The sequence below is a fragment of the Aurantiacibacter suaedae genome, from assembly GCF_005434915.1.
Lineage (GTDB): Bacteria > Pseudomonadota > Alphaproteobacteria > Sphingomonadales > Sphingomonadaceae > Alteraurantiacibacter > Alteraurantiacibacter suaedae.
Map to the genome: position 1 here is coordinate 1162707 of NZ_SKCG01000001.1, position 25639 is coordinate 1188345.

Here is a 25639-nt window from a genome sequence, read left to right on the forward strand (position 1 = left end):
GCGCGCCGGGTGCAGTTCAGCTCAGCCGTGGGCCAGCCGCTGGTTCGCCTATACCGGCCCGGCAGCGAGGCCCCCGCACGCGATCCGCGCACGGGCGAGGCCTTCGCAGTCCCTCGCACGGCCATCCTCGCAGCGGCTGCCAAGCTGGTGCCTGAAGCGCGAAGCGCCGATGTCACCACACTCACCCGGCCCGATGCCTATTGGTACTCGGTCAAGGGCGAGGTGCCGCTGCCGGTGCTGCGCGTCCGCTTTACCGATCCGGCCCAAACCTGGGTTCACCTCGACCCCGTTACTGGAGAACTGGTCGGCCAGTCAGACACGCGGCGGCGCGTCTATCGCTGGCTGTTCGACCTGCTCCACCGCTGGGACCTGAACCTGCTGCTCAGCGCTAGCCCCGCCCGCGACATGGTGATCTGGCTGATGTCCATCGCCGGGCTGATCAGCTCGGTGACGGCAGTCTATGTCGGCTGGGTGCGGCTGCGGCGCTCGCCTGGCACATGTCGACGATCTCGCCAATGCGCCGACCGCTCTCCATCGCGATGGCGACGCTGAGGTTCCAGATCTAGTTCTTGAAGGGGAATAGAGAGCCACGCGCTTACACCTCCGCGGGCTTGAACAAGCAGTTGCCCTGGCTGCGCGGCTGTAACGACCGCCAGTCAACCAATTTCTGAACAGACCCTGTCCCTCTAGCGCCGCAAAAAAATGCGCCTCACGAGTGGAAAGAGCCACCGAAAGTGAGGCACGATCTCGCTCAGGGTTGCCGGGCAGTAACCATCAAGCTTAACACCAAACTTAGGCTATACTGCTTTCTCTATATTTTTCAGTTGCTTGCAGATTTTGTTGATTTGACAAAACGTCCGTTTGTGGGCGGATAGGGGTGGGGCTACCCCCCTCGAATTAAGTGTTTGCGCTTAGGTCGCTTACACCGCTCACGCTTCAATTGACCGCTATAAAGCTCCCAACAGCTTCATTGCATTCTGGCGCAGTTTTGCGCCAGCATGGGAAATTCGGGGTGAGAAATGCTCGATTGGTTTGAAAAAGATGCGCCGATCCGGACTAAGTTCCAGACGCTTCAAATAGTGTTGACGGGCCTGTCCGCAGCGAGCTTGGTGGCGGTGCTGCTGCTCGCAGCCGGATATGTGCCTGGATATGCCGCAATTGCGATCGCCGCCGTCTCGCTTGCCTTTACCTTCGCCACGATCGTGGCCGCCTCTAACAGGGTCTGCACGCCTTACGTCAACACGGTGGTTCGTATGGAAGCGCTTGCCGCCGGGGATACCGACAGCGAGATCCGCTGTATCGAATACAAGGATTGTGTCGGCCGCATGACGAAGGCGATGTCCACTTTCCGCGACAATGCCGTGGAAGTCCAGAACAGCCGGGAATCGCAGAAGATCGTTGTCGAATCGCTGAGCACCGCGCTCAAGTCGCTCGCCGACAACAAGCTGACCTGCCAGATCCAGAAGGAGTTCCCCGGCGCTTACGAGGAGCTTCGCCGCGACTTCAACCGTGCCGTGGATTCGCTTTCCGCGGCAATCGGTGCCGTCAGCCAGAGCGCCAATTCTGTGCTGACCGGCGCGCAGGAAATTCACACCGCATCGGATGACCTTTCGCAGCGCAACGAACAACAAGCGGCCAGTCTGGAAGAAACCTCTGCGGCAATGAATCAGGTGACGCAGGGCGTGAACAGCACCGCTGTTGCGGCAAGCGAAGCGCAGCAGACCATCGCTGGCACGCATCGCGAAGCGAACGAAGGTGGCGCGGTGGTTGAACGGGCTATCGAAGCAATGTCGGCAATCGAGCAGTCGTCGGAAAAGATCAGCCAGATTATCGGCGTCATCGATGCGATTGCCTTCCAGACCAATCTCCTGGCGCTCAACGCCGGCGTCGAAGCCGCCCGTGCCGGCGATGCGGGCAAAGGCTTCGCCGTGGTCGCTACGGAAGTGCGCGCGCTCGCTCAGCGCAGCGCCGATGCGGCGAAGGACATCTCCGCTCTTATCAACGAAAGCAGCGAACAGGTCAGCTCGGGCGTGTCGCTGGTTGGCGAAACCGGCACCCTGCTTGGCAAGATCGTTACCGGAATTGGCGAGATCAACACCGTGATCGGCGAAATCAGCGCGCGCGCCCAGTCCCAGGCAACCAGCCTGCAACAGGTCAACGGTTCGGTGGGTGACATGGACCGCGTCACTCAGCAGAATGCCGCCATGGTCGAGGAATCGACCGCAGCCGCCCGTTCGCTCGCAGATGAGGCCAGCGAGCTGTCCAAGGTTGTGAGCAAATTCGAGACCGGCAACACGCTCGCGACCCGGCGTATCGAGCCGGCTGCCACCAAATCGCCAAGCAAGGTGGCAAGCGCCCCCATGAGCCACGGCAACGCCGCCCTCAAGATGGTCGAGCCGTCGGAAGACTGGTCCGAGTTCTAAGCTCGACGGTAATTCGGGGAGCGGGCTACTATGGGGCGACAACCCAGCCCTGCACGCCCCAGCCATGGCTGGCTAGCTTGTGATCGCCTCGGGCTACGACCGAGCGCCGCGCGCATGGGCGCGCAAGACGGCAGAACGGACACAGGCCTATCGGGTGATCGACGTTGACGGGCCCGATTTCACCTATCGCGCCTTTGACGCGACGGGCGCTTGGCTCAACAGAATGCCACTGCAAAGGATTGAGCGCACCAATTGCTCGCCCTAGCCGGAGCGCCTGAACGCACGAGGCTCCGGCTAGGGCGATGCCTCGTGCGGCATCATACCTTTCTCGTGCATCCGTCCGCCGAGGTCTGCCATGATGTACCAGGTACCGCCCGCCATGATGGCCAGCAGGGTGACCGAAAACAGCACCAGCAACAGATCTTCGCGCGACTGCCCGCCGGAAAAGCTGAGGTGCAGAAAATTGCGCAAATGCGCGACGATCTGCAACAGCGCCGCAAGGCAAATGATCCCGACCTTCCACACCGCCGGAAGGTCCGAGATCGCGGCGGCAAAAGCTACCCCGGTCAGCAGCACGCTGGCCGCAAAGCCGAGAGCGTAGGTCTTCAGTTCCTTTGCCGCACTTTCCTGCGGGTCCACCATTCCCGTGTTGCTTTTGGTCATGACAGCGGCACCAAGAACACGAAGGAGAAGATCGCGACCCAGATCAGGTCAAGGAAATGCCAGAACACGCCCAGCATGGACAATCGCACTTTCACCACATCGTCGATCCCGCGCACTGCGATTTGAGCGACCATGGCCATGATCCACACGATACCGGAAAAGACATGGATCCCGTGCAGGCCCACCAGCGTCCAGTAGGAACTGAGCCAGCCGCTTGCCTGCGGCACCCCGCCCTTGCCCGCCTGCTCGATGAAGTCTCTCACCTCGAAAAACAGAAAGCCCGCGCCAAGCGCCGCGCAGACCAGCAGCCAGGCGATCAGCCTGCGGTGCCCGTGTTCGTACTTCACCACCAGCGACACCCCGCCATAGGCTACTCCGCCCAGCAGCAGCAACGCGGTCTGGATGGCCACGCTGGTGATGTCGAACAGGTCCGCAGGCCCCGGCCCTCCGGCCAGTCCGACCGGGTCGAGATAGGAGGCATAGCAGGCGAACAGGATGCCGAAGATGATGAGATCGCTCATCACGAATACCCAGAACCCGAACACCGTGGTTTCGGCCTGATCGTGCGCGGCGCTATGCGTCTCGCCGAGGTTCAGGCCGGGATAGAGACTGTTGTCGCTCATCCTGCGAACTCCGCCAGATCCGGCCGGCCGCGATTACGCTCGCTCTCCTCGTCCGCGCGCGTGGCGGGGGCGAGGCTGGCAACGGTTGCCCGGAAGCGCCGATCCGCCTCCTCCACTTCCGCCGCGGGGATGATGCGCGGTTCGATCACCTTCATCCCGCGCCATGCCAGCAGTGCGGGAATGGCGAGGAAGCCCAGCGCCGCGAGCCACCAGATGTGCCAGACCATCGCGAAGCCCAGCGCGAAAGCGGCACCCGCTATCAGCAAACCATGCGGCGTATCGGCGGGCATCTCGATATCGTCATAGCCTTCGGGGGCCTTCCACGGATCGCCCGCCCGCTTGGTCTCGCCCCAGTCGTCACGCGCCTTGACCTCGGGTATGCGGGCAAAGGTCCACTTGGGCACCGGCGCGGGGGTCGACCATTCGAGCGTTGCGCCATTCCATGGATCGCCGCCCGGCACGGCCAGCGCCGCGCGATTGCGGTAGCTTGTCCAGAACGTCCACACGAGGCTCGCCAGCGCGCCCAGCATCAGCACCGCGCCGAACGAGGCGACATACATCCAGGGCAGGAAATCGGGATTTTGAAAAGTGGGAGAGCGGCGCGGCATCCCCATCAGGCCAAGCACATAAAGCGGCATGAAGGTGAACACGAAACCACCCACGAACAGCAGCGCCGTGCGCCGCCCCCAGCGCTCATCAAGGCGAAAGCCGAAGGCCTTGGGGAACCAGTAGTGGATGCCCGCCAGCATCCCGTAAAGCACGCCGGGGATGATCACATTATGGAAGTGCGCCACCAGGAAGGTCGAGTTGTGGACCTGATAGTCGATCGACGGATTGGCGAGGATGATCCCCGAAAGCCCGCCGATCACGAACAGCAGGAAGAAGCCCGTCAGGTAGACGATCGGCGCGGTGATCCGCACGCGGCCGCGCCACAAGGTCGCCATCCAGTCGTAGATTTTCACGCCGGTCGGAATGCCGATAATCATCGTCGCAATGCCGAAGGCGATATTCACCCCCGCGCTTTGCCCCATGGTGAAGAAGTGGTGCAGCCACACGGTGAAGCTGATCACCGCGATGCTCATGCTGGCGATCACCAGCGAGGTGTAGCCATAGAGCTTCTTGCCTGAAAAGGTGGAGCTGATTTCCGAAAACACCCCGAAGGCGGGCAGGATCAGGATGTAAACCTCGGGGTGGCCGAACATCCAGAAGATGTTGGCATAGTTCATCATGTTGCCGCCCGCTTCGTTGGTGAAGAAGTGGAAACCGGCATAGCGATCAAGCGCCAGCATCGCGCTTGACACGGTGAGCGCGGGCATGGCGTAGATCAGCATGATGGCCACGCACAGGCTGGTCCAGCAGAACAGCGGCATACGCATGAAATTCATGCCCGGCGCGCGGCTCTTGAAGATGGTGACGGCGAAATTCATGCCGGTCAGCGTCGATCCCATGCCCGATATCAGGATCGCCCAGAGCCAGTAATCCACCCCCTCGCCGGGGCTGTACTGGATGCCGGTATAGGGCGGGTACATGGTCCAGCCGCCGGTACCGAACTTGCCGATCAGCAGCGAGATCATCACCAGCCCCGCGCCTGCCGCCGTCAGCCCGAGGCTCACCTGATTGAGCACCGGAAAGGCCATGTCGCGCGCACCAAGCTGCTGCGGCAGAACAAAATTGATCAGGCCGATAAGCAGCGGCATGGCGACGAAAAAGATCATGATCGTGCCGTGGGTGCTGAACAGCTGGGCAAAGTGGTCGGGCGCGACCAGGCCGCTTTCAGGCTCGGTCAGCGTGCCGAGCGCGGTTGCCTGATGGGCGCGCATCACGAAGCCCTCGATGATGCCGCGCGCCAGCATCACGAGCGCAAGCGCGATATACATGATGCCGATCTTCTTGGCATCCGCCGAGGTAAGCCAGTTGCGGTAAAGCGGCCCCCACCACCGCATCCAGGTCAGCACCGCGCCCCCTGCAACCGCGCCAAGCACCAGCACGCTGGCCGCGCCAGCGCCGACGATGGTGCTGCTGTTCACCTGGTGCAGCAGGTCGGTATAGGGGGTAACGGTCCAGTCGAGCTTGCCGACAATCGGGCTGGTCGATGCGCTCATCGGCCTTCTCCGCCGGTGTCGCTATCGGGATTGTTGGTGCCGCCCCAGCCCTGCGCCGCCCCCGCTCGCTCGTTCTCGTGGTACTTCGCCACGATCTGGCGGAACATGTCGGGCTGGCCAACGGTCATGACAATCGGTTCGGAGCTTGCTTCCAGCCCGAGGTCACGCCGCGCATCGACAAGGACCGAGCGCCTGCGCAGCTTCGCATAGGCCGCCTCGTCCAATGTGATCGTGCTGCGGCCAGCCTTGGCCCAGCGTGCGAAATCGGCTGCTGGCATGGCGCGGACAGTGAACTTCTGCCGCCCGAACCCGCGGCCGTTGAACTGGGTATTTTCGCCCTCCGCCATGCCGGGGCGGGTGGCTGCGAAGTTCAGCTTCGTCGTCATACCGGGCATCGCATAGATCTGTCCGCTGAGCGGCGCGATCAGCAGGCTCTGCATCACGGTGTCGGTGGTCAGGGTCAGCTGCACCGGCCGCCCTACCGGCACCGCCATTTCCCCCACCGTGGCCATGCCTTGATCGGGATAGATGAACAGCCACTTCCAATCGAGGCCAACGGCCTGCACCCGCAGCGGGTCCGGCCCCAGAGGTTTATAAGGGTCAAGCTTGGCGGTGGAATACCATAACCATCCGGCGAGCACCGCAACCACCATCACAGGCACGCCCCACAATGCCCATTCGAGCCTCTTCGAGAACTCCCATTCGGGTGTATAATCGCCGCGCGGCCGGGAATAGCGATAACGCCACAGGATCAGGGGCACGCCGATCAGAACCGGCAGGATGACCACCATGGTGACCGCAACGACCCGCAAGAGATGGGCCGACTGTTCCTGCGCCACCAGGCCCATCGGTTGCAGGAAGCTCTGCTGCAACGCATCGGCTGCGAAGGCAGGATCGCCAAGAAAGGCCGTAAGCAGACAGCCCGCGCCCAGTTTTGCCGCCTGTGAAATGCCTTTCCCCACCCGATCTTCCCGAACTTTCAGCAAGGCCGCAAGAGCGCGCCATGCAACGGCGCTCCCCCGTCATGATGTCTTAGGAAGCGCGCAACGCCTAGCCTGCGTAAGCGGGCACGGCTTCCTGATCTTGAGCATTCAGAAGCGTATCCTGCATCCGCGTGCCCACCTCCTGCAGCGCCGGCATGTCATTGCTGCCGAGCGCATCTCGCGCTGACTGGATATCTTCGGTCAGCGAGGTGCGGATATCCTCCGGAAACTCCACGATATTCGCCATCACCAGACGGTCGAGGTCTTCCAGCACGACAGCCGCCTCGGCAGAGCCCATTCCCCCTGCGGCGAGGTGACCGGCCAGCGTCGTCGCTTCCGAAAGCGCCTCGTCGGTGGTGACAGCCGTATCTTCGAAGCCGGGCTGTTCGAGCGTGGCGGCTTCGACCTGCGCCTCTTCCCGCGCTTCGGGGTCGCCGCAGGCGGAGACAGCGATAACGAGCGGAAGAGCGAGGAGCATGATACTGATTTTGCGCATTTTTCTATAACTCCAAATGTAAACGACCGCCAGTTATCAATGCCGCGGCAGGTTAGTTGACGAAGGCTTCAGCGCAAGAAATTGTTCCGCAGCAGGTTCACCACTTCCTTGGTACGGCCATCGAGCACCGCTTTCACCCCGAACAGCGCCGTCGAGGCAACTTGCGAAACCTCAACCTTGGGCGGCATGACCAGCTCCATCTGGTTGACGCGCACATCGAGCAGGGCCGGCCCCTCGTGCCGCAGCCAAGCATCCATTGACGCTTCCAGCCCGTCGGCATGGTCGACGTGCCAGCCCGCGATCCCACAAGCCTCGGCCAGCTTGGCGAAATCGGGATTGTGGAGGGTGGTGAAGTGGTCGACCAGCCCTTCGACGCGCTGCTCCATTTCCACAAAGCCGAGCGTGTCGTTGTGGAAGACCACGAGCTTGAGGGGGATTTTCTCCTGCACCAGCGTCAGCAGCTCGCCCATCAGCATGGTCAGCCCGCCATCGCCGCACATCGCGATCACCTGCCAATCGGGATAGGCAAGCTTGGCCCCCATCGCCTGCGGCATCGCGCTTGCCATGGTTCCATGCAGCAGGCTGTTGAGAAACTTGCGTTTTCCATTCGCCTTCAGGTGCCGCAGCATCCACACCATCGCCGTGCCAACGTCGGACACGAAGATGGCATCGTCGTCCGCTTTCTCGTCGAGCATGTTGGCCACGAATTGCGGGTGGATCAGCGAGGGATCGCTCTCCTCGCCCTCTTTGCCAAATCCCTCCAGGTCTTCCTGCCACTGCTTGCGCTGCGCATCGAGATGGGCCGTGTCCGACTTCTCGCCCACCAGCGGCAGCAGTGCGGCCAGCGTCGTCTTGGCATCGCCGACAAGGCCGAGGTTGATCGCCGAACGCCGCCCGAGATGGGTCGGGTCGATATCGATGTGCACGATCTTTTTGGCCTCGGGATAGTACTGGGTGTAGGCAAAGTCGCAGCCCAGCGAGATGACGAGATCGGCATCCTCCAGCGCTTCCACGCCGGCCTTATTGCCGAGAATGCCGTTGACCCCGACATTGAATCGATTGTGCGGCTCCAGAAACTCCTTTGCCCGTGTCGTATGGACCATCGGGGCCTTCACCTTGTCGCAAAAGGCGATGATTTCCTCGCGCGCATCGCGGGCACCGATTCCGGCATAGACCGTGACCTTGCCCGCCGCATCGACCATTGCGGCCAGCTCCGCCATCTCGGCATCGTTGGGTCGGGAGAGCGGCTGCGGGCGATAGACCTTCCAGTCCATCGCATCGTCATCCTTCTCGGTAAACATGTCGCCGTTCACGATCACCACCGCCACGCCCCGCTTGGCGAGCGCGGCCTGCGCGGCCTTGGTCACGATCCGGCGCGCCTGCGAAGGATGCGAAATATATTCGCAGAAATGCGAATGCTGCTCGTAAACCTTCTTCTGATCGACCTCTTGCGGGAAGTTGAAGCCGCTTTCCGTGCGCGCCACGTCGGATGCGATCAGCACAACCGGCGCGCCGTTGCGATGGCTTTCGTAGATACCGTTCACGAAGTGCAGCGAGCCCGGCCCGCAAGTTCCGGCGCAGACCGTCAGCTCTCCGGTCATGTAAGCCTCGCCGCCTGCGGCAAAAGCCCCCGCCTCCTCGTGGCGCACACCCACCCAGCGCAGATCGCTCTTGGCCACGGCGCTGGTCAGGTGATTGATGGTATCGCCCGGTATCCCGTAAACGCGCCGGGCCCCGGCCTTTTGCAAGGCATCGACAACGATTTCGGAAACGGTCTTCGTCATAATTTTTCTTCCTTGCTCGAGTGCATCGGTCCATCCCCCCGTGGCGTCATGCCGCTAACACTTACTGTTGGCAGACAAGCACGCACACACCAGGCCGGGCCCATCATGCCCGCGGCTTGAACGTGTCGGGATCGGCCATCCGCCAGTATTCGGCGAAGGCGGTATCGTCAGGTTCGTGCAGCAGCTTGCCCGGCTCCACCTCGTGCACGATCTGCGACCATGGAATCATTTCGGCATTGTTCTTCCACTGCCGCAGGTGGCGCGGAGTGAAATCGTCGGGCGTTTCGAGGCCGCAGGCAACCACGATATCGTGCAGGCTATCGAGCGTCTTGGACTGGAAGTTCGCCACCCGCTGCGCCTTTTCCGGGATGACAAGGCCGCGTTGGCGCGCAGGCGAGCTGGTGGCGACGCCGGTGGGGCAAGTGCCGGTGTGACAGCGCAGCGATTGCACGCAGCCCAGCGAGAACATGAATGCACGCGCCGCGTTGCACCAGTTCGCGCCCAGCGCCGCGTTCATCGCGATGGCGGAACCGGAAAAGACCTTCTCCGATGCCGCGAGCCTGATCTTGTCCTTCAGTCCGGTGCCAACCAGCGCGTTGTTAACGTAATAAAGCCCGATGCGCAGCGGCAAGCCGACATGGTCGGACAGCTCGAGCGGAGCAGCACCGGTGCCGCCCCCGCCGCCATCGACCACGATGAAATCCAGCGTGATGCCGCTGTCGAGCATGGCCTTGCAGATCGCGAAAACTTCGTGCGGCATGCCGACACACAGCTTGATGCCTACCGGCTTGCCGCCCGAGAGATCGCGCATCCTGGCGGCAAATTCCAGCATCTCGCGCGGTGTCGAAAAAGCCGAGTGGCCCGGCGGCGACAGACAATCCTCGTTCGCGGGGACCTGGCGGGTCTTGGCGATCTCGTCGGTCACCTTGGCGGCAGGGAGCAGTCCGCCATGGCCCGGCTTGGCGCCCTGGCTCAGCTTGATTTCGGTCATCTTGACCTGATCGTGCTGGGCCTTGTCACGGAAACTTTCCGGGTCGAATTTGCCATCACCGTCTCGCGCGCCGAAATAGCCGGAGCCGATCTCCCACACGATATCGCCGCCGTGCTTGAGGTGGTATGGCGACAGCCCGCCTTCCCCCGTATCGTGATAGAAATCGCCGATCTTCGCACCCAGATTGAGCGCCTCAATTGCATGGCTGCCCAGCGCGCCGAAGCTCATCGCGCTGATATTCAGCCGGGCGGCATCGTAGGGTTTGCTGCATTGGTCCGTACCCACGGTCACCCGCGTGCGCTTGGGCGCGTTGGCGTTCGGATTAATAGAGTGGCACAGCGCCTCGTATTCCTCGGAATATACGTCGAGCTCGGTGCCGAAGGGATGCGCGTCTTTCTGCTTCTTGGCCCGCGCATAGACCAGCGAGCGGGCAACACGGTCAAACGGGCGGCCTTCCAGCGGACCTTCGACGATATACGCGCGCAGGAACGGGCGCAGATCCTCGAACAGCCAGCGGAAACGGGCGGAGAGCGGATAGTTGCGCCGCAGCGAATGGGAAGACTGCGCCAGATCCCATAGCGAAATCAGCAACAGAGGGATCGCAACGGCGAGCCCCCAGAAGAACCCGCTGGATAGCCACTGCCCGGCAAGGATGAAGGCAGCCACAAGGGCCAGCGGCAGCCAGAGCCCAAGATTTCTTTCCAGACCCTTGTCTGAAAACAGCCCGCGTAAGATCATGCCTGCACCCCTTTTCGCCTTTGCCCGCACTAGGTCTATCCGATGCCGAGCCAAACGATGGAAAGGGAAACGCGATCCGCCGCCCCCCTAAGTTTCCTTTATCGCGCCCGACAAGCCTAGAAGCCGGGCGCTATCGCACCGATCCGGTCTTGCCAGCCCATGGCCTTGGCGCCGTTGACTGTCGATCGCCGTTAGATGCGTAAGGAGAACATCCCAGAGGACGATGGGCCTCGCGGCTGCCCAGGCAGCTTTCTGCGCATGCCGTTATGCAGGTGTAGAAGCCGCTAGTGCACTTGCATAACTTCTTAAGGATCACCGCAGCGAAAGGCCTACCTCTTCTAGCGGTGACAAGGCTCTCGGCGATTTCGTCTTCGCCATCTTCCAAAAACCGCAGTAATCCGGCCCCTCAGCGCTCTTTTCGAGCTTCTTATGAAGAGCCAAATACTGGCAGCCCGTCGTTCCACGGCTTCTCTGCCACACTATGCAATCCGCGCAGATCAGCGCCTAGCTGACTAAACTCCGATAGAAGCCTAACTATACCTTGATAGGTTAGTGTACATTCTAAAATAACCACCGAACGCCATTCTGATGACACCTCAACAAGAGTGTATCAGATGGCTGTCAAATCGCTCGGGGCGCCTAGTACCCTTACCGTTCGTACGGTTTTCTCTTTTGCTAACCAAATACTGGCTGAAATTGCGGACTCTGGCTCGCTAGAACTCGATCTGAGCGAGTGCGAAGAGCTGGACCTCGCAGCTCTCCAGGTGATTTCAGCAGCCCGCACCCATGCTTTCGACATGGGCAAGACCCTTACCTTGTCTCACCCCGCTCGCGGCACGCTGCGGAGCGTGCTCGATCGGGCGGGATTCACCACCGACCTCTCCCCCGCGGATGTCGATTTCTGGTTCCACGGAGAAGACCCTAAATGACCGCTTCCATTCTCACCGTTGATGATTCCCCCAGCATTCGTATGGCTATCCGCATCGCTCTCACCGGCGCGGGGTATTCGGTGCAGGAGGCCGGCGACGGGGTCGAAGGGCTGGCCAAGGCCGGTGCCTCCAAGTTCGACATGATCGTGACCGACCTGAACATGCCCAACATGGATGGGCTGGCCATGATCCGTGAGTTGCGCAAGCAACCCGAACAGGCGGGCGTTCCGATCATCTTTCTGACCACCGAATCCGATGGTGAAATGAAATCGCAAGCCAAGGCCGCTGGCGCGACCGGTTGGCTGGTCAAACCCTTCGTACCCGAACAACTGGTGAAGGTTGCGCAGAAGGTGCTCGGACGGTGAGCGGCGAAGATCCAGCCGCAGCCTTTCGTATCGAGGCTGGCGAGCTGCTCGATCAGGTCGAACAGGGCCTGCTCGACCTTGGCCATAGCCTTGCCGATATGGACCTGATCAACGCGGTTTTTCGCGGCCTGCATACGCTCAAGGGTTCGGGGGCCATGTTCGGCTTCGATGCGCTTGCCGCCTTCACGCATCATTGCGAAACCGCCTTTGACCGCGTCCGCAAAGGCCAGGTACCGGCCACCGCTGATTTGGTGTCCGTCATCCTCTCGGCCCAGGACCATATGCGCGCGCTGGTCGAAGGAGATGCCCCCGCAGCCGAGGGCGATGCGATACTGGCCCGCCTTCAGCTGGCGCTGGAGAATGCATCGGGCGCCGAAATACCGGTGGCAGAGCCGGTCTCCGCCCCGCGCGGTTGGCGCCTGTTCTTCCGGCTTCCCGCCGATGCGATGGCCAATGGCACCAATCCCCTTACACTGCTCGACGAGCTGCGCGAGCTCGGCGAGGCGCATATCGTTGCCCGCACCGACGAGGTCCCGCCGCTCGGCGATCTTGTTCCCACCGAATGCCATATCGGCTGGGACGTGACGCTGGTGGGCGACATCAGCCGCGAAGATATCGAGGACGTGTTCATATTCGTCATGGACGATATGACGTTCGAAATTGCGGCGCTGGACGATGCAGCCGCCGCGCAAGAGGACAGCGCCGCCTCTACGGAAATAGCTGACACTACGGTTGCCGACAGCCCGAAGACCGACGAACCGGCCAAGGCTGCTGCCGTTACCGCCGCAAGGGGCGGAGAGAGCATCCGCGTTCCGGCCGAGCGGCTGGACGAACTGATGGACCGTGTCGGCGAACTCGTGATCGCGCAGAGCCGCTTGTCCCAGCTGGCCCATGGCGGTGACGATCTGGTGCTGCGCTCGGTTTCCGAAGAGATCGAACGGCTGGCAAGCGAGCTGCGCGATACGATGATGGTCGTGCGGATGGTGCCCGTCGCCTCGCTGTTCAACCGTTTCCGCCGTCTGGTCCACGACCTCGCGAACGACACCGGCAAGCAGATCGCGCTGGTTACCGAAGGGGAAAGCACCGAAGTCGACAAGACGGTGATCGAACGACTGTTCGATCCTCTCGTCCACATCATCCGCAACAGCTGCGATCACGGGCTGGAAACGGCGGAGGAACGCGCCGCGGCCGGCAAGCCGGAAACCGGCACGGTTCACCTCTCCGCCCAACAGTCAAGCGGCGAAGTGCTCATCACCATCTGCGACGATGGCAAGGGCATCAACCGCGAGCGCGTGCGGGCGAAAGCGGAAGCCAACGGACTGATCCAGCCGGGCCAGGTGCTGGCCGAGAACGAACTGCTCAGCCTCATCTTCCACCCGGGATTTTCCACGGCGGCGCAGGTGACGAACCTGTCTGGCCGCGGGGTCGGCATGGATGTGGTGAAGCGCACGATCGAAAGCCTGCGCGGATCGATCGACGTTGCCAGCACCGAGGGTGAAGGCTCGACCATCACCCTGCGCATCCCGCTAACACTTGCGATCATCCAGGGCTTGCTCGTGCGGGTCGGCAACGGATGCTATGTCATTCCGCTGGCGGCGGTCGAGGAATGCATCGAACTTTCGCTCGAAGAGGATCTGCGCTCGCGCGGTCGCAGCCTCATCAACCTGCGCGATCGGCTGGTCCCGTTCCTGCGCCTGCGCGAAATGTTCGCGACCGGGACCAAGCCCGATACGCATCAGAAGATCGTGATCGTGGCCATCGGCAACGAGCGTGTCGGCCTCGTCGTCGATCAGATCATCGGCAACCACCAGACCGTCATCAAGTCCCTCTCGGCCTTTCACAGCAGCATTGCGACCTTCTCGGGCGCGACGATCCTTGGCGATGGCAATGTCGCCCTGATCCTCGACGTCGGACAGCTGGTGGCCATGGGGCAAGGCGTCGACAGCGAGGAGAAAATCTATGCAGCCGGCTGAAGTCCTCGATGTCGACGCGCACGAAGCGCACGGCATCAGCTGGAGCGAGCGGGACGAACTTGAAGTGCTGACCTTCGAGCTCTCCGGAGAGGTGCTCGCGATCGAAGCGATCCGTGTCTTCGAAATACTCGATGTCCTCGTTGATACAATCGTGCCGGGCGCGCAGCCGCTGGTGGACCGGATAGTCAATTTTCGCGGCAAGATCATTCCCGTTGCAGATCTCAGACTGGCCTTCGGGATGGAGCGAACGGAGCGAACTGTCGACAGCCGCATCGTCGTGATCGAGCTCGTTCTCGATGGCGAGGTGACGATGCTGGGCCTGTGGGCGGATCGCGTGCTCGAGGTCACGACTTTCGCTCGCTCGGAGTGCGAGGAACCGCCGATGGTCGGGATGCGGTGGAAGCGCGAATATGTGCGCTGCCTGGCCCGGCGGCCAACAGGTGTGACCATAGTGCCGGATCTCAAGACGATTTTCGAGAGCGTTTTGCTCGATAAGACACTGAACTGACCGCGTATAATTTAAATAACTTTGAAAAATTAAACCGTCATTTTCTCAAAAATAGCAATCTATTGCTCATCTTAGGAATTACGTCATGCAAATGACTTTGAAGGCCAAATTGGCCGCAGCATTTTCCGCCATCTTGCTGTTAACTGGCATTCTCGGGGTGATAGGCATCACCCAGATGAGTTCGGTCAACGAGCAATCCACCGTGATATCCGAGAACTGGATGCCCAGTATCGATGCTGTTCACAAGATCAATACGGCCACATCGGACCTTCGGGTAAAGGAGTTCCGCCACGTTGTGTCGACTACCCCGGAAGACATGAGAAGTGCGGAAAAGGCGATCGGCGATATTATGGCGAAGTTGGCCGATAGCCGGAAAAAATATGAGGCGCTCATCTCTACGGATGAAGAGCGCTCGCTCTATGACGAGTTATCCCGTCAGTTCGATCAGTACATGGGTATGCATGAAAACATGCTGGCATTGTCGCGACAGAATCAGAATGAAGCAGCCGCAAAAGCCTTGAACCAATCGCTGCCGTTGTATGATTCCTTGTCGGCCACCATGATGGAGCTGGTGGAACTCAACGTGGATGGGGGCCGTCAGGCCAGCGCCGAGGGCGATGCCATCTATTCGAGCGCTCGCATGTTGTTCATCGGCATCATTGTCGTGGCGCTGGTCGTCGGCATCGGCGCAGCCGTGCTGGTAACCCGCAGCGTGCTCAAGCAGCTCGGCGGTGAACCCAACTATGCACGTGAAATCATGCGTGAAATCGCCGCCGGCAACCTGATGGTCGAAGTGGAAACGAAGCAGGGTGACCGTGAAAGCCTGCTGGCTGCCGTGGCGATGATGGTCGGACGGTTGCAAGACGTTATCGGCAAGACCAGCCGCGCTTCCGACAATGTGGCTTCGGGCAGCCAGGAACTCTCCGCCAGCTCGGAGCAGCTCTCGCAGGGCGCCACCGAGCAGGCCTCGGCTGCTGAACAAGCCTCGGCATCAATGGAAGAGATGGCCGCAAACATCCGTCAGAACGCCGAAAATGCGGCTCAGACGGAAAAGATCGCGCAGCAGTCCTCGACCGCTGCCGAGCAGAGCGGCGTTGCTGTCGACAAGGCCGTGGTCGCCATGCGCACCATCGCCGAGAAGATCGATATCGTTCAGGAAATCGCCCGTCAGACCGACCTCCTCGCGCTCAACGCCGCCGTCGAAGCGGCGCGTGCCGGGGAACATGGTCGCGGCTTTGCCGTCGTCGCGTCGGAAGTGCGCAAGCTGGCAGAACGCAGCCAGTCGGCCGCCGCTGAGATCAGCGCCGTTTCGACCGACACGGTCACAGCAGCCACCGAGGCGGGCGAAATGCTGACCAAGCTTGTGCCCGACATCCGTCGCACGGCAGAGCTTGTCGCGGAAATCAGCGCCGCTTGCCGTGAACAGGATATCGGCTCGGCCCAGATCAACGAAGCGATCCAGCAGCTCGACAAGGTCACCCAGCAGAACGCGAGTGCTTCCGAGCAGATCTCGACCACTTCGGAAGAACTGGCCGGCCAGGCTGAACAACTCCAGAGCTCGATCGCCTATTTCAAGATCGAGGAAGAGGGACACGGTCCGACGGCTGCCAAGCCGGCACCCGCAACCAAGTCGGCACCGCGCAAGCCTGCAAAGACTGCCATACGCAAACCGTCTTTCAAGGCGAACTCGGTGGCCGACCAGCAGTCTCGCGCCAATGGCTTCGCGCTTGACCTGACGAGTGGCGGTCCGGACGAGGACGATGCCCACTTCGGACGGGCCGCATGACCACGGGCGAGAACGTCCAGGCGGTGACCTTTGCTCTCGGGAAGGAGGTCTTCGCTGTCCCGGTCAGCCTAGTACGGGAAATTCTGGACTATCGGGAGCCGTTCAACCTCCCCAATGGACCGGACTATTTTGTCGGGCTTACCGAGGTCCGTGGTCAAGGGGTGCCGACGGTGGATTTGCGCCGGCGCCTCGGCCTCCCGAGCGTCGAGACTACCCTGGCGACGCGGATCATCATCCTCGATATTCCCCTGCAGAATGGAACGCTGTCGCTCGGTCTCGTGATCGACCGGGTACTGGGCGTGAACATCTATGAAGCGGGCCGGATCGAAGATGCTCCTGATATCGGCGTCAGCTGGCGTTCCGACTACATCGAGGGTGTGGTGCGCGAGGAGGACGGCTTCGTCGTCATCGTCGACATCGCCCGCATATTTACCGGGGAAGAAGCCGAACTGCTCGCAGTTTCGGCGTCAAAAGCGGCCTGAAGCACGGCGAACGGCTGGACCTGTCCAGCCGCCGCCAAGCTTCCGATACCATCAGGAGAAAAGACGTGCCGCACGCCGCTTTGAAGGCGCCGCAACAGGAGGATTGCATCAGCCCTCGCAATTTTATGCGGCTGGCCACCTTCATCCAATCGGAAACCGGCATCAAGATGCCGCACAACAAGCTTACGATGCTCGAGGGGCGCTTGCGCCGCCGGGTCCGAGCGACGGGCGTTGCCGATCTGAACACCTATTGCGAGTTCCTGTTCGATGCGAAATTCGGGCGGGACGAAAACGTCCACCTGATCAACGCGGTCACCACCAACAAGACCGATTTCTTCCGCGAACCACGCCACTTCGATTATCTGACGCAGACGATCCTGCCAGAACTCAAAGCAAAGGCATCAAGGCGCATTCGCGTATGGAGCGCCGCCTGTTCTACCGGGGCGGAGCCTTATACGCTGGCCATGCTGCTCGACGATTTTGCCGACAAACATCACGGGCCGGATTACGGCATCCTAGCGACCGACCTCGACACGCAAGTTCTCGAGATTGCTCGGCGCGGCATCTATCCCGCCGAACTAATACAGCCCGTTCCCGAGCGCCTGCGCGCACGGTATGTGATGCAGCCACTGGAAAAGACCAGCAGCGATGTCCGTATCGTGCCGAGCCTTCGTGCAGCTGTTGGGTATGCGCGGCTGAACCTGATGGATGATAACTATCCGGTCGGCGAACCGATGGACATCATATTCTGCCGCAATGTTCTGATATATTTCGATAAACAAACTCAGGAGCAGGTCGTGTCGAAATTGTGCGGCAAGCTGCGCGTGGGCGGTTGGCTGGTGCTTGGCCACTCGGAATCGATTGCCGGAATGACCTTGCCTGTCGAGCAGGTCTGCAACACCGTCTTCAAGCGGATCTAGGCGATGACCGCTGGCAAGATCCGCGTGCTCGTTATCGATGACTCGGCTAGCGTGCGCATGACCATGGCGGCGATCCTGAAGGAGGATGCCGAGATCGAGGTAATCGGCGCCGCGTCCGACCCCATTTCGGCGGCGCGCTATATCCGCGAGCAAGTGCCCGATGTCATCACCCTCGATGTGGAGATGCCGCGCATGGATGGCCTGACCTTCCTGCGCAAGCTGATGAGCCAATGCCCGCTACCCGTGGTGATGTGCTCATCGCTGGTCGAGGAAGGGTCGGAAACCTTGCTTCAGGCTCTTGAGGCCGGCGCGGTGGACATCATTCTCAAACCGCGCATGGGCGTTGCCGATCATCTCGCGGAAGCCCGGATGATGATCCGCGAGACCGTGAAAGGCGCTGCCAAGGCACGCGTTTCCGGACGGCCGGCGAGAACGCGCTCGGCAGAACCCGAGAAGAAACTCACGGCCGATGCGGTGTTGCCGCCCCCCTCGGGCCGGGCGATGAGCCGCACCACGGAAATGGTGGTTTGTATCGGCGCATCGACCGGTGGGACCGAAGCGCTGCGACAGGTTCTCGAAGCACTACCCGCCGATTCCCCGGGAATCGTGGTGGTGCAACACATGCCGGAGAGCTTCACCCGAGCCTTTGCCAATCGGCTCAACAAGAGCTGCGCAGTCGATGTAAAGGAAGCCGCTCATGGCGACACCGTCATGCGCGGGCACGTGCTGATCGCCCCGGGGGGCCTGCGCCATACGATGCTCGAGCGACAAGGCGCGCGCTACCACGTTTCGGTTCGTGAGGGGCCGCTGGTCTCACGGCACCGCCCCTCGGTGGACGTGCTGTTCCGCTCGGCCGCGCGAAATGCCGGATCCAATGCCGTGGGAATCATCATGACCGGCATGGGCGATGATGGCGCGCGCGGGCTTCTCGAAATGAAGGAAGCCGGCGCCAGAACGATCGCTCAGGACGAGGCGACATCGATCGTATTCGGAATGCCCAAAGAAGCAATAGCGCGCGGCGCTGCCGACAAGGTGGTGCCCCTGGGCACAATCGCGCGCGAGCTTCTTCATGCAGCATCGCGCTAGTGCCCTTACTCATGCTCCAATGCAGGTAACACCATGACTGTCATAGACATTGCCACCGCCGAAACCCGAGGCGACGACGCCACATTGCCCCTGCGCGACGATCTCGCCGAGCTTATCTCGGGGCTCGATGCCTGCTTCGTGCAGGCGGGCACGGCGCTCGCGGTATCGGTGGAAACGATCGACAAGATCGTTGCTGCCCTCGCCGGCATCGGCACTGCACTGGAGGATGAAACCGGAACCAGCGCGGTCGATACACTGATCGGCGTTGCCCAGCGTGTTTCGGACTTACCAAAACAGTGCAAGGGGCGCGGCCAAGGCCTCGTCGTGGTTCAGCAATCCTCGAACCGTCTGCACTCGCAAATAACCAAGGTGCTCGCCACCCTTAGGGCGCTGCGCATTTACGGGATGAACGTGAAGATCGCTTCTTGGGGGGCACCGGAATTCGTCGAGTCAGTCGGCATCATGTTCACCCGCATCACCGGCGGCGAAGAGAATGTGAAAGCCTTCAACAGCCGGCTATCCGGCTTGTGCGAAAGCGTTGCCGGCGTGGAAAAGATGGACCGGATGCTGTTGTTGGAGTGCGCGAAGGTCATTCCGCTCGTACCCGAACGACTGGCGAAGGACGCCGAAGGACTGCGTTCGCATCAGCAGACGGTGACCGATGTCGCCAATGCGACCAAGAACCTTGCTTTGGCAATCCAGCTCAAGGTGGCAACGGCTCTGGGTGCCTTGCAGATCGGCGACATTACTCGGCAACGGCTCGAAAACGTGGTGGGAGGCATCCAGCTCCTGCACGCGCACCAGGCAGAATGGGATAGCGATCCGGAGGCTGCGGCATGGGCGAGCGCGCACATTCTGCGCCTCTTTGCCACGCAGCTGGATGAAACAGCCGAAGAGTTCGCGGTTCAGGCCGCGCTTCTGGTAGAATCGCTTGAAGGGATCGTACCAGACGCGCGCCGCCTGCTGACCCTTCGCGGCGACAGCGCTGCCGCCGAAGGACGCTCGTTCTTGCGGCAACTCGAACAGTCGATCGCCGAAATCGAGTCGGTCACTAACCAGCTGGGCAACACCGACCGGCAGACGAGCGCAATCTCAGAGATGATTGCGCAAACGGTCGATGAGCTGACACAGCGGCTGGACGAAGTTCGCAAGGTGAGGCTCGATGTCCGCGAGATGGCGATCAATATCGACTTGCGGTGCCGACGCCTTGACGAGGTGGGCAAGCCTGTTTCGGTTATCGCCAAGGAAATCTGGGCGCAATCCAACAGCCTCGATGGGGCTACCGAAGAAATCAGCAAGGAAGTCGTGATCCTCGGTGACGTCGTAAGCGATGTCAGCGGCGGTGCAGAGGACCGGACTGTCGATGTGAACGAAGCGCTTGCCGACGCGCTTGCCCGCGTTCGCTCAGGCGCGATGAAGACCGAGCAGGCCATCGATGCCGCCGGTGAAGATGCGAGCCGTGTCGTCGATATGCTGGAGCGCACGAGCATGGAACTGGTCGATAAGCTGAGCCTGAGCAAGACGATCAAGGTCATCAGCAGGGCCCTGCAGGCGATGATTCCCGAGGTCCAGGAGAGCGAGCCGAGCGAGGCCGCGTCGACCATGCTGAGAGGCCTGCTGCCACAGATCGCCAAGCTTTACACAATGGCGAAAGAGCGTGAAGTTCACGGCCGCTTTCTGCTGCCTGACATGGTGGAGGCCGCCGCGCCGGCCTCTGCCGCAGACGAAGACGATGGCCTGTTTGACGACGGCCTGTTTTAGATCGCCTGGCCCAATCTCTTGCTGATAGGCTGAGCAACAGTTGGCCCAGCCGGTCGAGTGGGCGCCTCGTTGGCATGGGGTAAGATGAGCCAACGGGCTTCACGCCCAATCATGACCATGGCGACGAGCCTTTCTTCATCGCCGCAGGCATCTATCGCCCGCACGTGCCCACTGGTACCCGCCCAACATTTCGATCTCCACGACCTCGAAAATATCCTTGCCTGGTCCAGCCGAAGCGAGCCTCGATCACACTCGGAACGCCCTGCGCCTTCTACGTCGATCCCTAAGAGGGCCGAGACAGGCAGCCACATCACCGCTAAACCCCCGCCAGCAGGCAGGCGATCATCGCCTTGAAATGACCTGGCGCGTTTCGTGGGCGAGGGATAGTAGGCGATGTGGTCTACGGGCTGGAGAGCTGTTGCGTTACTGGCGACGGTGCACACGCTCGCCTTCTTCCATCGCACCTTGGCGACGCTGCTGGCAGAACCCATCCGGATCGAATTCGGCCTCGGCGACACGCTGATCGGCCTGCTCATCGGGGCCGCGTTTTCCATCAGCTATGTAATCGCAGCCCTTCCGCTCGGGCATCTTGCGGACCATGGAGACAGGTTCCGCCTGCTCGGCATCCTAGTCGCCTGCTGGAGCGTTCTTACAAGCCTTGCGGCTGCCGCCTCCACGTTCGCCATGCTCCTCCTCCTGCGGATCGTATCGGCAGGCGCCATGTCGGGGATCACACCGGCAGCGGGCTCGCTTCTTGCCGAGCGCTACCCTGGCCGCAAGCTTGCCAAGCCGATGGGGGTCTATGCCAGCGGGATCTATTTCGGCGTCGGCGGCTCGATGCTGATCGGGGGTGCGCTGGCCGCATGGGTAGACCCCTTTGCCAGCTTCGCACTTGGCCCGCTGCCCGCGCTAAGCGGCTGGAAGATCATCTATCTGTTCGCAGGGCTGCCCGGTCTTGTGGTTGCCGCCGTGCTGCTCAGCCAGGCTGACCACATTCGCAGTGCCAGGCGCCCGCAGCCTTACCAGCCCCTGAAGCCGGTCTTCGCTTTCCTCTTCGCGCGCCCTACGAACTACTTGCGGGTGATGCTGGCGATGACCATGCTGGTTTTCGTCGCCACCGCTGTGGGATCATGGCTCCCGGCAATGCTGCTGCGCAAGCATGGCTGGGCCATTGACGAGATCGGCCTGTGGACCGGCGCTATCACGATTGCCGCGGGTTTGCTGGGCACCCTGGGAAGCGGCTTTGTGGTCGATCAAATCAGTCGGCTGACGCGAACCGCAAAGCCGCAAGTCGTGCTTCTGATGGCAACGGCGGTGCTTTCGGCGCCGGTGGCGGTGGCGCTGCCTCTGGTCTCATCGCCATTTATCTGCCTGGCGCTGTTCTTCGCGCGGGCGCTGCTAGGCGGAATCATCGTATCTGTGGGTTATGCCATCCTGCTCAATCTCGCGCCGACGCCGCAGCGCGCGCGCCTCATGGCGGTGGCGGGCATCACGCTCAACCTTATCGGCGGGGCGCTTGCGCCTGTCGCCGTTGCGCTGGTGACCGATTTCGTGTTTGCCGATCCTTTCAAATTGCCGCTATCGATGGCCTTGGTGACAGCCTGCGGATCGCTGGCGGCGCTCATCATTCTCCTGCCGGGAGCGAGAACGCTGCTCTCCCCCGACAGTCCACCTTCCTGAGCGCCGCGTCAGACGACAGCGGTCTCGTTCCGCCCTGTTGCCCGCAGATCCCGCGCAGCCCAGCAAAATAGGATCGCCCCCTCGACGCTCGGCTCCTGCCCCGCGCACCAGGGATAGCGTACAGGGTTCAAAGGCACGGTATCCGCAGCAAGCATAGCGCGAAAATGCTTAAGGCGTTCGCGGTCGGTCGCTCTCAGCGCTGCGCGATCCAGCTCGATTTCCTCTCTCACGGTCACGTCGAGCGCGACATAGCGGCCATCTTCATAGAGCTTGCATTCCAGATCGAAGACGAAGCGCGCCGCTCGCCAGCGGGTATATGGCCCGGCGAGCGCATCACCAGCGGCACATGCTTTCCTGTCAGCGTGGACTGGTCCTTGCCTCCACGCACCCGCTCGCCGTTGCGCTGCGAGCGGGTGCGCCGGTTGGTGCCGTTTTAGACAATGAAGACGACCAGCGTGTTGTCGGTCAATTCCGGCCGTTCTTCATTCTTCCAGCGCCTGGCTCGCACTTTCGACCGTGTTGCTTCCCGTGCCCAGGACGGGAAATTCCGCGAGGGCTTTGCCACGGGTATGCGCCTCCAGCTTGGCCGGGCTATCCGGGAAGATATCGTCCAGACGGTCAATCCGGTTGGGCTCGACATACCAGCTGTTCGGGAAGTCGGCGGCGCGCGTACCGCCCTCCATCCGGCGCACGCTGCCCCGCGAATAGCGCCGGGTGTAAGGGATCACATGGCGTCCATCGTCGTCGGCCAGCTGGTCGAACAGGGCCTGACGCATGGCGACCTTGGCCTCCAGATAGTTCGGATCATCGATGAGGTTATGCATCTCCTCTGGGTCGTCCGCGAGGTTATAGAGTTCTTCGGTATCGTAGATGCCGTAGTACTGGATGTACTTCAAGTTATCGCGAACGATGGCAAAGGTGCCCGGGGTCATCGGGAAGGTCCATTCCCAGTAATACTCGTAGATGAAATCGTCGGGCTGCCATTCGTCGGCCGGGACAGCCCCGCTCATCAACGGCCAGGCGTTTTGCCCCTCAAACTGCGGTGGCAGGTCCACCCCTGCCAACGACAGGAAAGTCGGCGCGAAATCAAGGTTGCGAATGCGCCCGGTATTCACCGCGCCTGCAGGCACCGCGCCCGGTGCATAGACAACCATCGGCACCTGCACTGAAGGCTGGTAAGCATTGCGCTTGTCGATCAGGCCATGGTCGCCGATCAGATAGCCGTTATCGGCAGTGAACACGACGAGCGTATCGTCTTCAAGATCGTTGGCTTCGAGATAGGCCAGGATGCGCGCCACGCTGTCGTCCACGGCGGACAGCGTCGAATAGTAATAGCGCAGATATTCCTGCATCGACATGTCCGAATTGTAGAAGAAATCGAGGCCATGCCAGGTATTGCGCTGGTTGTAGACCCACATCGGCTTGCCCTCGTAGTTCTCGGGCGTGTTGGCCGAGCTGGCTGGCAGATCGAAGGTCACATTGTCATACTGCCCGGCATAGCGTGGCGGGGGCAGCGGGTCGGAATGGACGGCCTTGTGGCTAAGGTACAGCATGAACGGCTGGTCGGGGTCGCGTTCGCTTTCGAGCCAATTCATCGCATAGTCGGTCAACTCGTCGGTGATATAGCCGCGCTGCGGCACCTCGACGCCATCGACATTGAAATTGGTTTCACGGCCCGGAGGGGCATCGGGATTGGGATAGTACTCGCCCTGCCCCTTGAAGCTCACCCACTTGTCAAAACCGGCACGCGGTGCGTCGGTCGCCGAGCCCATGTGCCACTTGCCGATAAAAGCCGTGCTGTATCCGGCCTCCTGCAAATAGGCGGGGAAGAAGGTCAGCCCCTCTTCGCTTGAATCGTTGTTATCGACGATGCCGTGGTTGCGCGCAGTCATCCCGGTCAGGATCGTGGCGCGGCTGGGGCTGCACAGAGAGGATGTCACCAATGTATTTGGCATATAGGTGCCGCCGCGGGCCAAGCGGTCAATGGCGGGGGTCTGCAATTGCGGCTGCAGGAAGCCCATGCCGTCAAAGCGCAGATCGTCGATCAGAATGAAGATGATATTGCGCGGCTTATGTTCTGCGACCTCGGCATTTGCAGGCCCTGATGGCTGGGCCGCCAGGGGATGGGCGCAGGCGCCAGTCAGGAGCGCCACCCCTGCAAAAAGGGCCTTGGCTGTGGGGGCGATTTTCATGACGACCTCTTCACTCTTCTTAAAAATAATTGCGGTTTGCTCAGATCGCCGCGAACGATGCACGTTCGACGAAGCGGTAGGGATGATTGATCACCTTGCCCTCGGCCATGTCGCGCAGCGCAACGGCGTTGATCAGTTCGGTCGCAGCGTCCCTGCTGATCTCGATGGTCGGCTGCCGCACGGTGGTGAGGCGCGGGAAGCACTGCGAGGCGACCGCCAGATCGCCGAAGCCAATCACGCTCAGATCGCCGGGCACGGAAAGGCCAACGCTGGTGGCATAGGCGATAACCCCCGAAGCCATCTCGTCATTGGCGGCAAAGATGGCGGTCGGTCGCCAGGAACTTGCCTTGCCAAAGAATTTTTCTGCCGCGTTCCAGCCGCTGTCGAAGGTAAAATCCCCGGCCAGATCATGCAGTTCAACCTCGGGATCGGCGCATAGCGTGTGCGAAAAGCTCTGCCAGCGCAGATGATGCGATCCGTGGTTGGGCGGGCCGGAGATATAGCCGACCTTGCGATGGTTGTGCCGCAGGATGAACTCGGCCACCTCGGCGCCAGCGGCATTATTGTCGAAACCGATGGAGATCGTCCGCTCGTGGGTCTTGCCGGGGTTTATCCGTACACATGGCACACGCTTGTTGACCAGATGGTCCACCAGCCACAACCTGTCACACAGCGGCGGGACAAGAACGAGACCATCGAGCGCCATATCCTCCAGCAGCGTGTCGATCGCATCGCCTCCGGCTTCGATCTGGTCGTTCGTGATCGGCTCTATCAGCAGGTGATAGCCTGCGCGGCTGCAAGACTGGAGAAGACCGGTCATCACATCGGTGATGTACGTTGGAATGGAGCGACCCGAACCAGGCTCGATATATCCGGTCAAAGGCCCCAGAATGAGGCCGATGGTATAAGACTTGCCGCCGCGCAGTAGGCTTGCCGCGCGATTGGGCTTGTAACCCAGCGCAGCCATCGACTCTTCGACCTTTTCTTTGAGGTCTCCGCCGACGCTTGGATTCTTATTGATAACGCGCGATACCGTCTTAAACGAAACGCCCGCGTGCTTTGCAATGTCCTTAATTGTGACTTTTGCCATTGCTCAACCCCGTCGCGCTGCAGATCGCAGTTACAAGACACATGTGTATTGACGAGAGACAACG

Annotated in this window: 21 protein-coding genes and 1 pseudogene; 12 read left to right on the top strand and 10 right to left on the bottom strand. The window is 61.4% G+C overall.

What is annotated here, in order from left to right; translation table 11 throughout:
• Positions 1–472: 472 nt before the first annotated feature.
• Positions 473–591, bottom strand: a pseudogene (locus tag E0473_RS15810) (alpha/beta hydrolase); the annotation flags it as partial.
• Between the two features lie 428 nt (positions 592–1019).
• Here E0473_RS15810 and E0473_RS05500 point away from each other — a divergent pair.
• Positions 1020–2423 (top strand): methyl-accepting chemotaxis protein, encoded by a 1404-nt coding sequence (locus tag E0473_RS05500; RefSeq protein WP_137679802.1) that lies wholly within the window; start codon positions 1020–1022, stop codon positions 2421–2423.
• 294 nt (positions 2424–2717) lie between these two features.
• Here the strand turns inward: E0473_RS05500 and E0473_RS05505 are convergent, their stop codons facing one another.
• The 7 genes from E0473_RS05505 to E0473_RS05535 form a co-directional block, all read right to left on the bottom strand.
• Complete coding sequence (locus E0473_RS05505) at positions 2718–3086, bottom strand: cytochrome o ubiquinol oxidase subunit IV (RefSeq protein WP_137679803.1); 369 nt, start codon at positions 3084–3086, stop codon at positions 2718–2720.
• On the bottom strand, positions 3083–3709 hold the full coding sequence (locus E0473_RS05510; protein WP_137679804.1) for a cytochrome c oxidase subunit 3: 627 nt from the start codon (positions 3707–3709) through the stop codon (positions 3083–3085). Before E0473_RS05510 ends, E0473_RS05505 begins: the two co-directional genes overlap by 4 nt.
• Positions 3706–5811, bottom strand: a complete 2106-nt coding sequence (locus tag E0473_RS05515; RefSeq protein ID WP_137679805.1) for a cbb3-type cytochrome c oxidase subunit I — start codon at positions 5809–5811, stop codon at positions 3706–3708. The genes E0473_RS05510 and E0473_RS05515 overlap by 4 nt, the downstream gene beginning before the upstream one ends.
• The gene (locus E0473_RS05520; RefSeq protein WP_161981523.1) at positions 5808–6797 is read right to left on the bottom strand and encodes a cytochrome ubiquinol oxidase subunit II family protein; all 990 of its coding nucleotides are present in this window, start codon (positions 6795–6797) and stop codon (positions 5808–5810) included. Before E0473_RS05520 ends, E0473_RS05515 begins: the two co-directional genes overlap by 4 nt.
• Before the next feature lie 64 nt (positions 6798–6861).
• A complete protein-coding gene (locus E0473_RS05525; protein WP_137679807.1) occupies positions 6862–7290 on the bottom strand; it encodes a hypothetical protein in 429 nt (142 codons plus the stop codon).
• 68 nt (positions 7291–7358) lie between these two features.
• Positions 7359–9074: a thiamine pyrophosphate-dependent enzyme gene (locus E0473_RS05530; protein WP_137679808.1), complete on the bottom strand. Its 1716-nt coding sequence runs from the start codon at positions 9072–9074 to the stop codon at positions 7359–7361.
• A gap of 103 nt (positions 9075–9177) precedes the next feature.
• The gene (locus tag E0473_RS05535) at positions 9178–10803 is read right to left on the bottom strand and encodes an FMN-binding glutamate synthase family protein (RefSeq protein WP_137679809.1); all 1626 of its coding nucleotides are present in this window, start codon (positions 10801–10803) and stop codon (positions 9178–9180) included.
• Between the two features lie 614 nt (positions 10804–11417).
• Between E0473_RS05535 and E0473_RS05540 the strand changes: the two genes are divergently transcribed.
• From E0473_RS05540 to E0473_RS05590, 11 genes are all read left to right on the top strand, one after another.
• Positions 11418–11732 (top strand): STAS domain-containing protein, encoded by a 315-nt coding sequence (locus E0473_RS05540; protein WP_137679810.1) that lies wholly within the window; start codon positions 11418–11420, stop codon positions 11730–11732.
• Positions 11729–12097: a response regulator gene (locus E0473_RS05545; protein WP_137679811.1), complete on the top strand. Its 369-nt coding sequence runs from the start codon at positions 11729–11731 to the stop codon at positions 12095–12097. The genes E0473_RS05540 and E0473_RS05545 overlap by 4 nt, the downstream gene beginning before the upstream one ends.
• Entirely contained in the window at positions 12094–14070 is a 1977-nt protein-coding gene (locus E0473_RS05550) for a chemotaxis protein CheA (RefSeq protein ID WP_137679812.1), read from the top strand. The genes E0473_RS05545 and E0473_RS05550 overlap by 4 nt, the downstream gene beginning before the upstream one ends.
• Positions 14057–14578, top strand: a complete 522-nt coding sequence (locus tag E0473_RS05555; RefSeq protein ID WP_137679813.1) for a chemotaxis protein CheW — start codon at positions 14057–14059, stop codon at positions 14576–14578. The genes E0473_RS05550 and E0473_RS05555 overlap by 14 nt, the downstream gene beginning before the upstream one ends.
• An 85-nt stretch (positions 14579–14663) precedes the next feature.
• The gene (locus tag E0473_RS05560; RefSeq protein WP_137679814.1) at positions 14664–16364 is read left to right on the top strand and encodes a methyl-accepting chemotaxis protein; all 1701 of its coding nucleotides are present in this window, start codon (positions 14664–14666) and stop codon (positions 16362–16364) included.
• On the top strand, positions 16361–16846 hold the full coding sequence (locus E0473_RS05565) for a chemotaxis protein CheW (protein WP_137679815.1): 486 nt from the start codon (positions 16361–16363) through the stop codon (positions 16844–16846). Before E0473_RS05560 ends, E0473_RS05565 begins: the two co-directional genes overlap by 4 nt.
• Before the next feature lie 125 nt (positions 16847–16971).
• Entirely contained in the window at positions 16972–17766 is a 795-nt protein-coding gene (locus tag E0473_RS05570) for a CheR family methyltransferase (protein WP_137679816.1), read from the top strand.
• Between the two features lie 3 nt (positions 17767–17769).
• Positions 17770–18852 carry a protein-glutamate methylesterase/protein-glutamine glutaminase gene (locus E0473_RS05575; protein ID WP_137679817.1) on the top strand — a complete coding sequence of 361 codons (1083 nt, stop codon included), beginning with the start codon at positions 17770–17772 and terminating at the stop codon, positions 18850–18852.
• Positions 18853–18885: 33 nt separating this feature from the next.
• On the top strand, positions 18886–20613 hold the full coding sequence (locus tag E0473_RS05580; protein ID WP_137679818.1) for a hypothetical protein: 1728 nt from the start codon (positions 18886–18888) through the stop codon (positions 20611–20613).
• A gap of 435 nt (positions 20614–21048) precedes the next feature.
• On the top strand, positions 21049–22293 hold the full coding sequence (locus E0473_RS05585) for an MFS transporter (RefSeq protein WP_161981524.1): 1245 nt from the start codon (positions 21049–21051) through the stop codon (positions 22291–22293).
• Between the two features lie 164 nt (positions 22294–22457).
• On the top strand, positions 22458–22730 hold the full coding sequence (locus E0473_RS05590; protein ID WP_137679820.1) for a hypothetical protein: 273 nt from the start codon (positions 22458–22460) through the stop codon (positions 22728–22730).
• A gap of 45 nt (positions 22731–22775) precedes the next feature.
• Here the strand turns inward: E0473_RS05590 and E0473_RS05595 are convergent, their stop codons facing one another.
• Both E0473_RS05595 and E0473_RS05600 read right to left on the bottom strand, forming a co-directional pair.
• Positions 22776–24485 carry a sulfatase family protein gene (locus E0473_RS05595; RefSeq protein WP_137679821.1) on the bottom strand — a complete coding sequence of 570 codons (1710 nt, stop codon included), beginning with the start codon at positions 24483–24485 and terminating at the stop codon, positions 22776–22778.
• A 40-nt stretch (positions 24486–24525) separates the two neighbouring features.
• Positions 24526–25575 (bottom strand): LacI family DNA-binding transcriptional regulator, encoded by a 1050-nt coding sequence (locus tag E0473_RS05600; protein WP_137679822.1) that lies wholly within the window; start codon positions 25573–25575, stop codon positions 24526–24528.
• Between the last annotated feature and the right edge of the window lie 64 nt (positions 25576–25639).

What these genes read in the sequence shown, in the direction of transcription:
- E0473_RS05500 (WP_137679802.1), top strand. Translation starts at nt 1,020, where the DNA reads ATGCTCGATTGGTTTGAAAAAGATGCGCCGATCCGGACTAAGTTCCAG.
- E0473_RS05505 (WP_137679803.1), bottom strand. Translation starts at nt 3,086, where the DNA reads ATGACCAAAAGCAACACGGGAATGGTGGACCCGCAGGAAAGTGCGGCA.
- E0473_RS05510 (WP_137679804.1), bottom strand. Translation starts at nt 3,709, where the DNA reads ATGAGCGACAACAGTCTCTATCCCGGCCTGAACCTCGGCGAGACGCAT.
- E0473_RS05515 (WP_137679805.1), bottom strand. Translation starts at nt 5,811, where the DNA reads ATGAGCGCATCGACCAGCCCGATTGTCGGCAAGCTCGACTGGACCGTT.
- E0473_RS05525 (WP_137679807.1), bottom strand. Translation starts at nt 7,290, where the DNA reads ATGCGCAAAATCAGTATCATGCTCCTCGCTCTTCCGCTCGTTATCGCT.
- E0473_RS05530 (WP_137679808.1), bottom strand. Translation starts at nt 9,074, where the DNA reads ATGACGAAGACCGTTTCCGAAATCGTTGTCGATGCCTTGCAAAAGGCC.
- E0473_RS05535 (WP_137679809.1), bottom strand. Translation starts at nt 10,803, where the DNA reads ATGATCTTACGCGGGCTGTTTTCAGACAAGGGTCTGGAAAGAAATCTT.
- E0473_RS05540 (WP_137679810.1), top strand. Translation starts at nt 11,418, where the DNA reads ATGGCTGTCAAATCGCTCGGGGCGCCTAGTACCCTTACCGTTCGTACG.
- E0473_RS05545 (WP_137679811.1), top strand. Translation starts at nt 11,729, where the DNA reads ATGACCGCTTCCATTCTCACCGTTGATGATTCCCCCAGCATTCGTATG.
- E0473_RS05555 (WP_137679813.1), top strand. Translation starts at nt 14,057, where the DNA reads ATGCAGCCGGCTGAAGTCCTCGATGTCGACGCGCACGAAGCGCACGGC.
- E0473_RS05560 (WP_137679814.1), top strand. Translation starts at nt 14,664, where the DNA reads ATGCAAATGACTTTGAAGGCCAAATTGGCCGCAGCATTTTCCGCCATC.
- E0473_RS05565 (WP_137679815.1), top strand. Translation starts at nt 16,361, where the DNA reads ATGACCACGGGCGAGAACGTCCAGGCGGTGACCTTTGCTCTCGGGAAG.
- E0473_RS05570 (WP_137679816.1), top strand. Translation starts at nt 16,972, where the DNA reads ATGCGGCTGGCCACCTTCATCCAATCGGAAACCGGCATCAAGATGCCG.
- E0473_RS05575 (WP_137679817.1), top strand. Translation starts at nt 17,770, where the DNA reads ATGACCGCTGGCAAGATCCGCGTGCTCGTTATCGATGACTCGGCTAGC.
- E0473_RS05580 (WP_137679818.1), top strand. Translation starts at nt 18,886, where the DNA reads ATGACTGTCATAGACATTGCCACCGCCGAAACCCGAGGCGACGACGCC.
- E0473_RS05590 (WP_137679820.1), top strand. Translation starts at nt 22,458, where the DNA reads ATGCTTAAGGCGTTCGCGGTCGGTCGCTCTCAGCGCTGCGCGATCCAG.
- E0473_RS05595 (WP_137679821.1), bottom strand. Translation starts at nt 24,485, where the DNA reads ATGAAAATCGCCCCCACAGCCAAGGCCCTTTTTGCAGGGGTGGCGCTC.
- E0473_RS05600 (WP_137679822.1), bottom strand. Translation starts at nt 25,575, where the DNA reads ATGGCAAAAGTCACAATTAAGGACATTGCAAAGCACGCGGGCGTTTCG.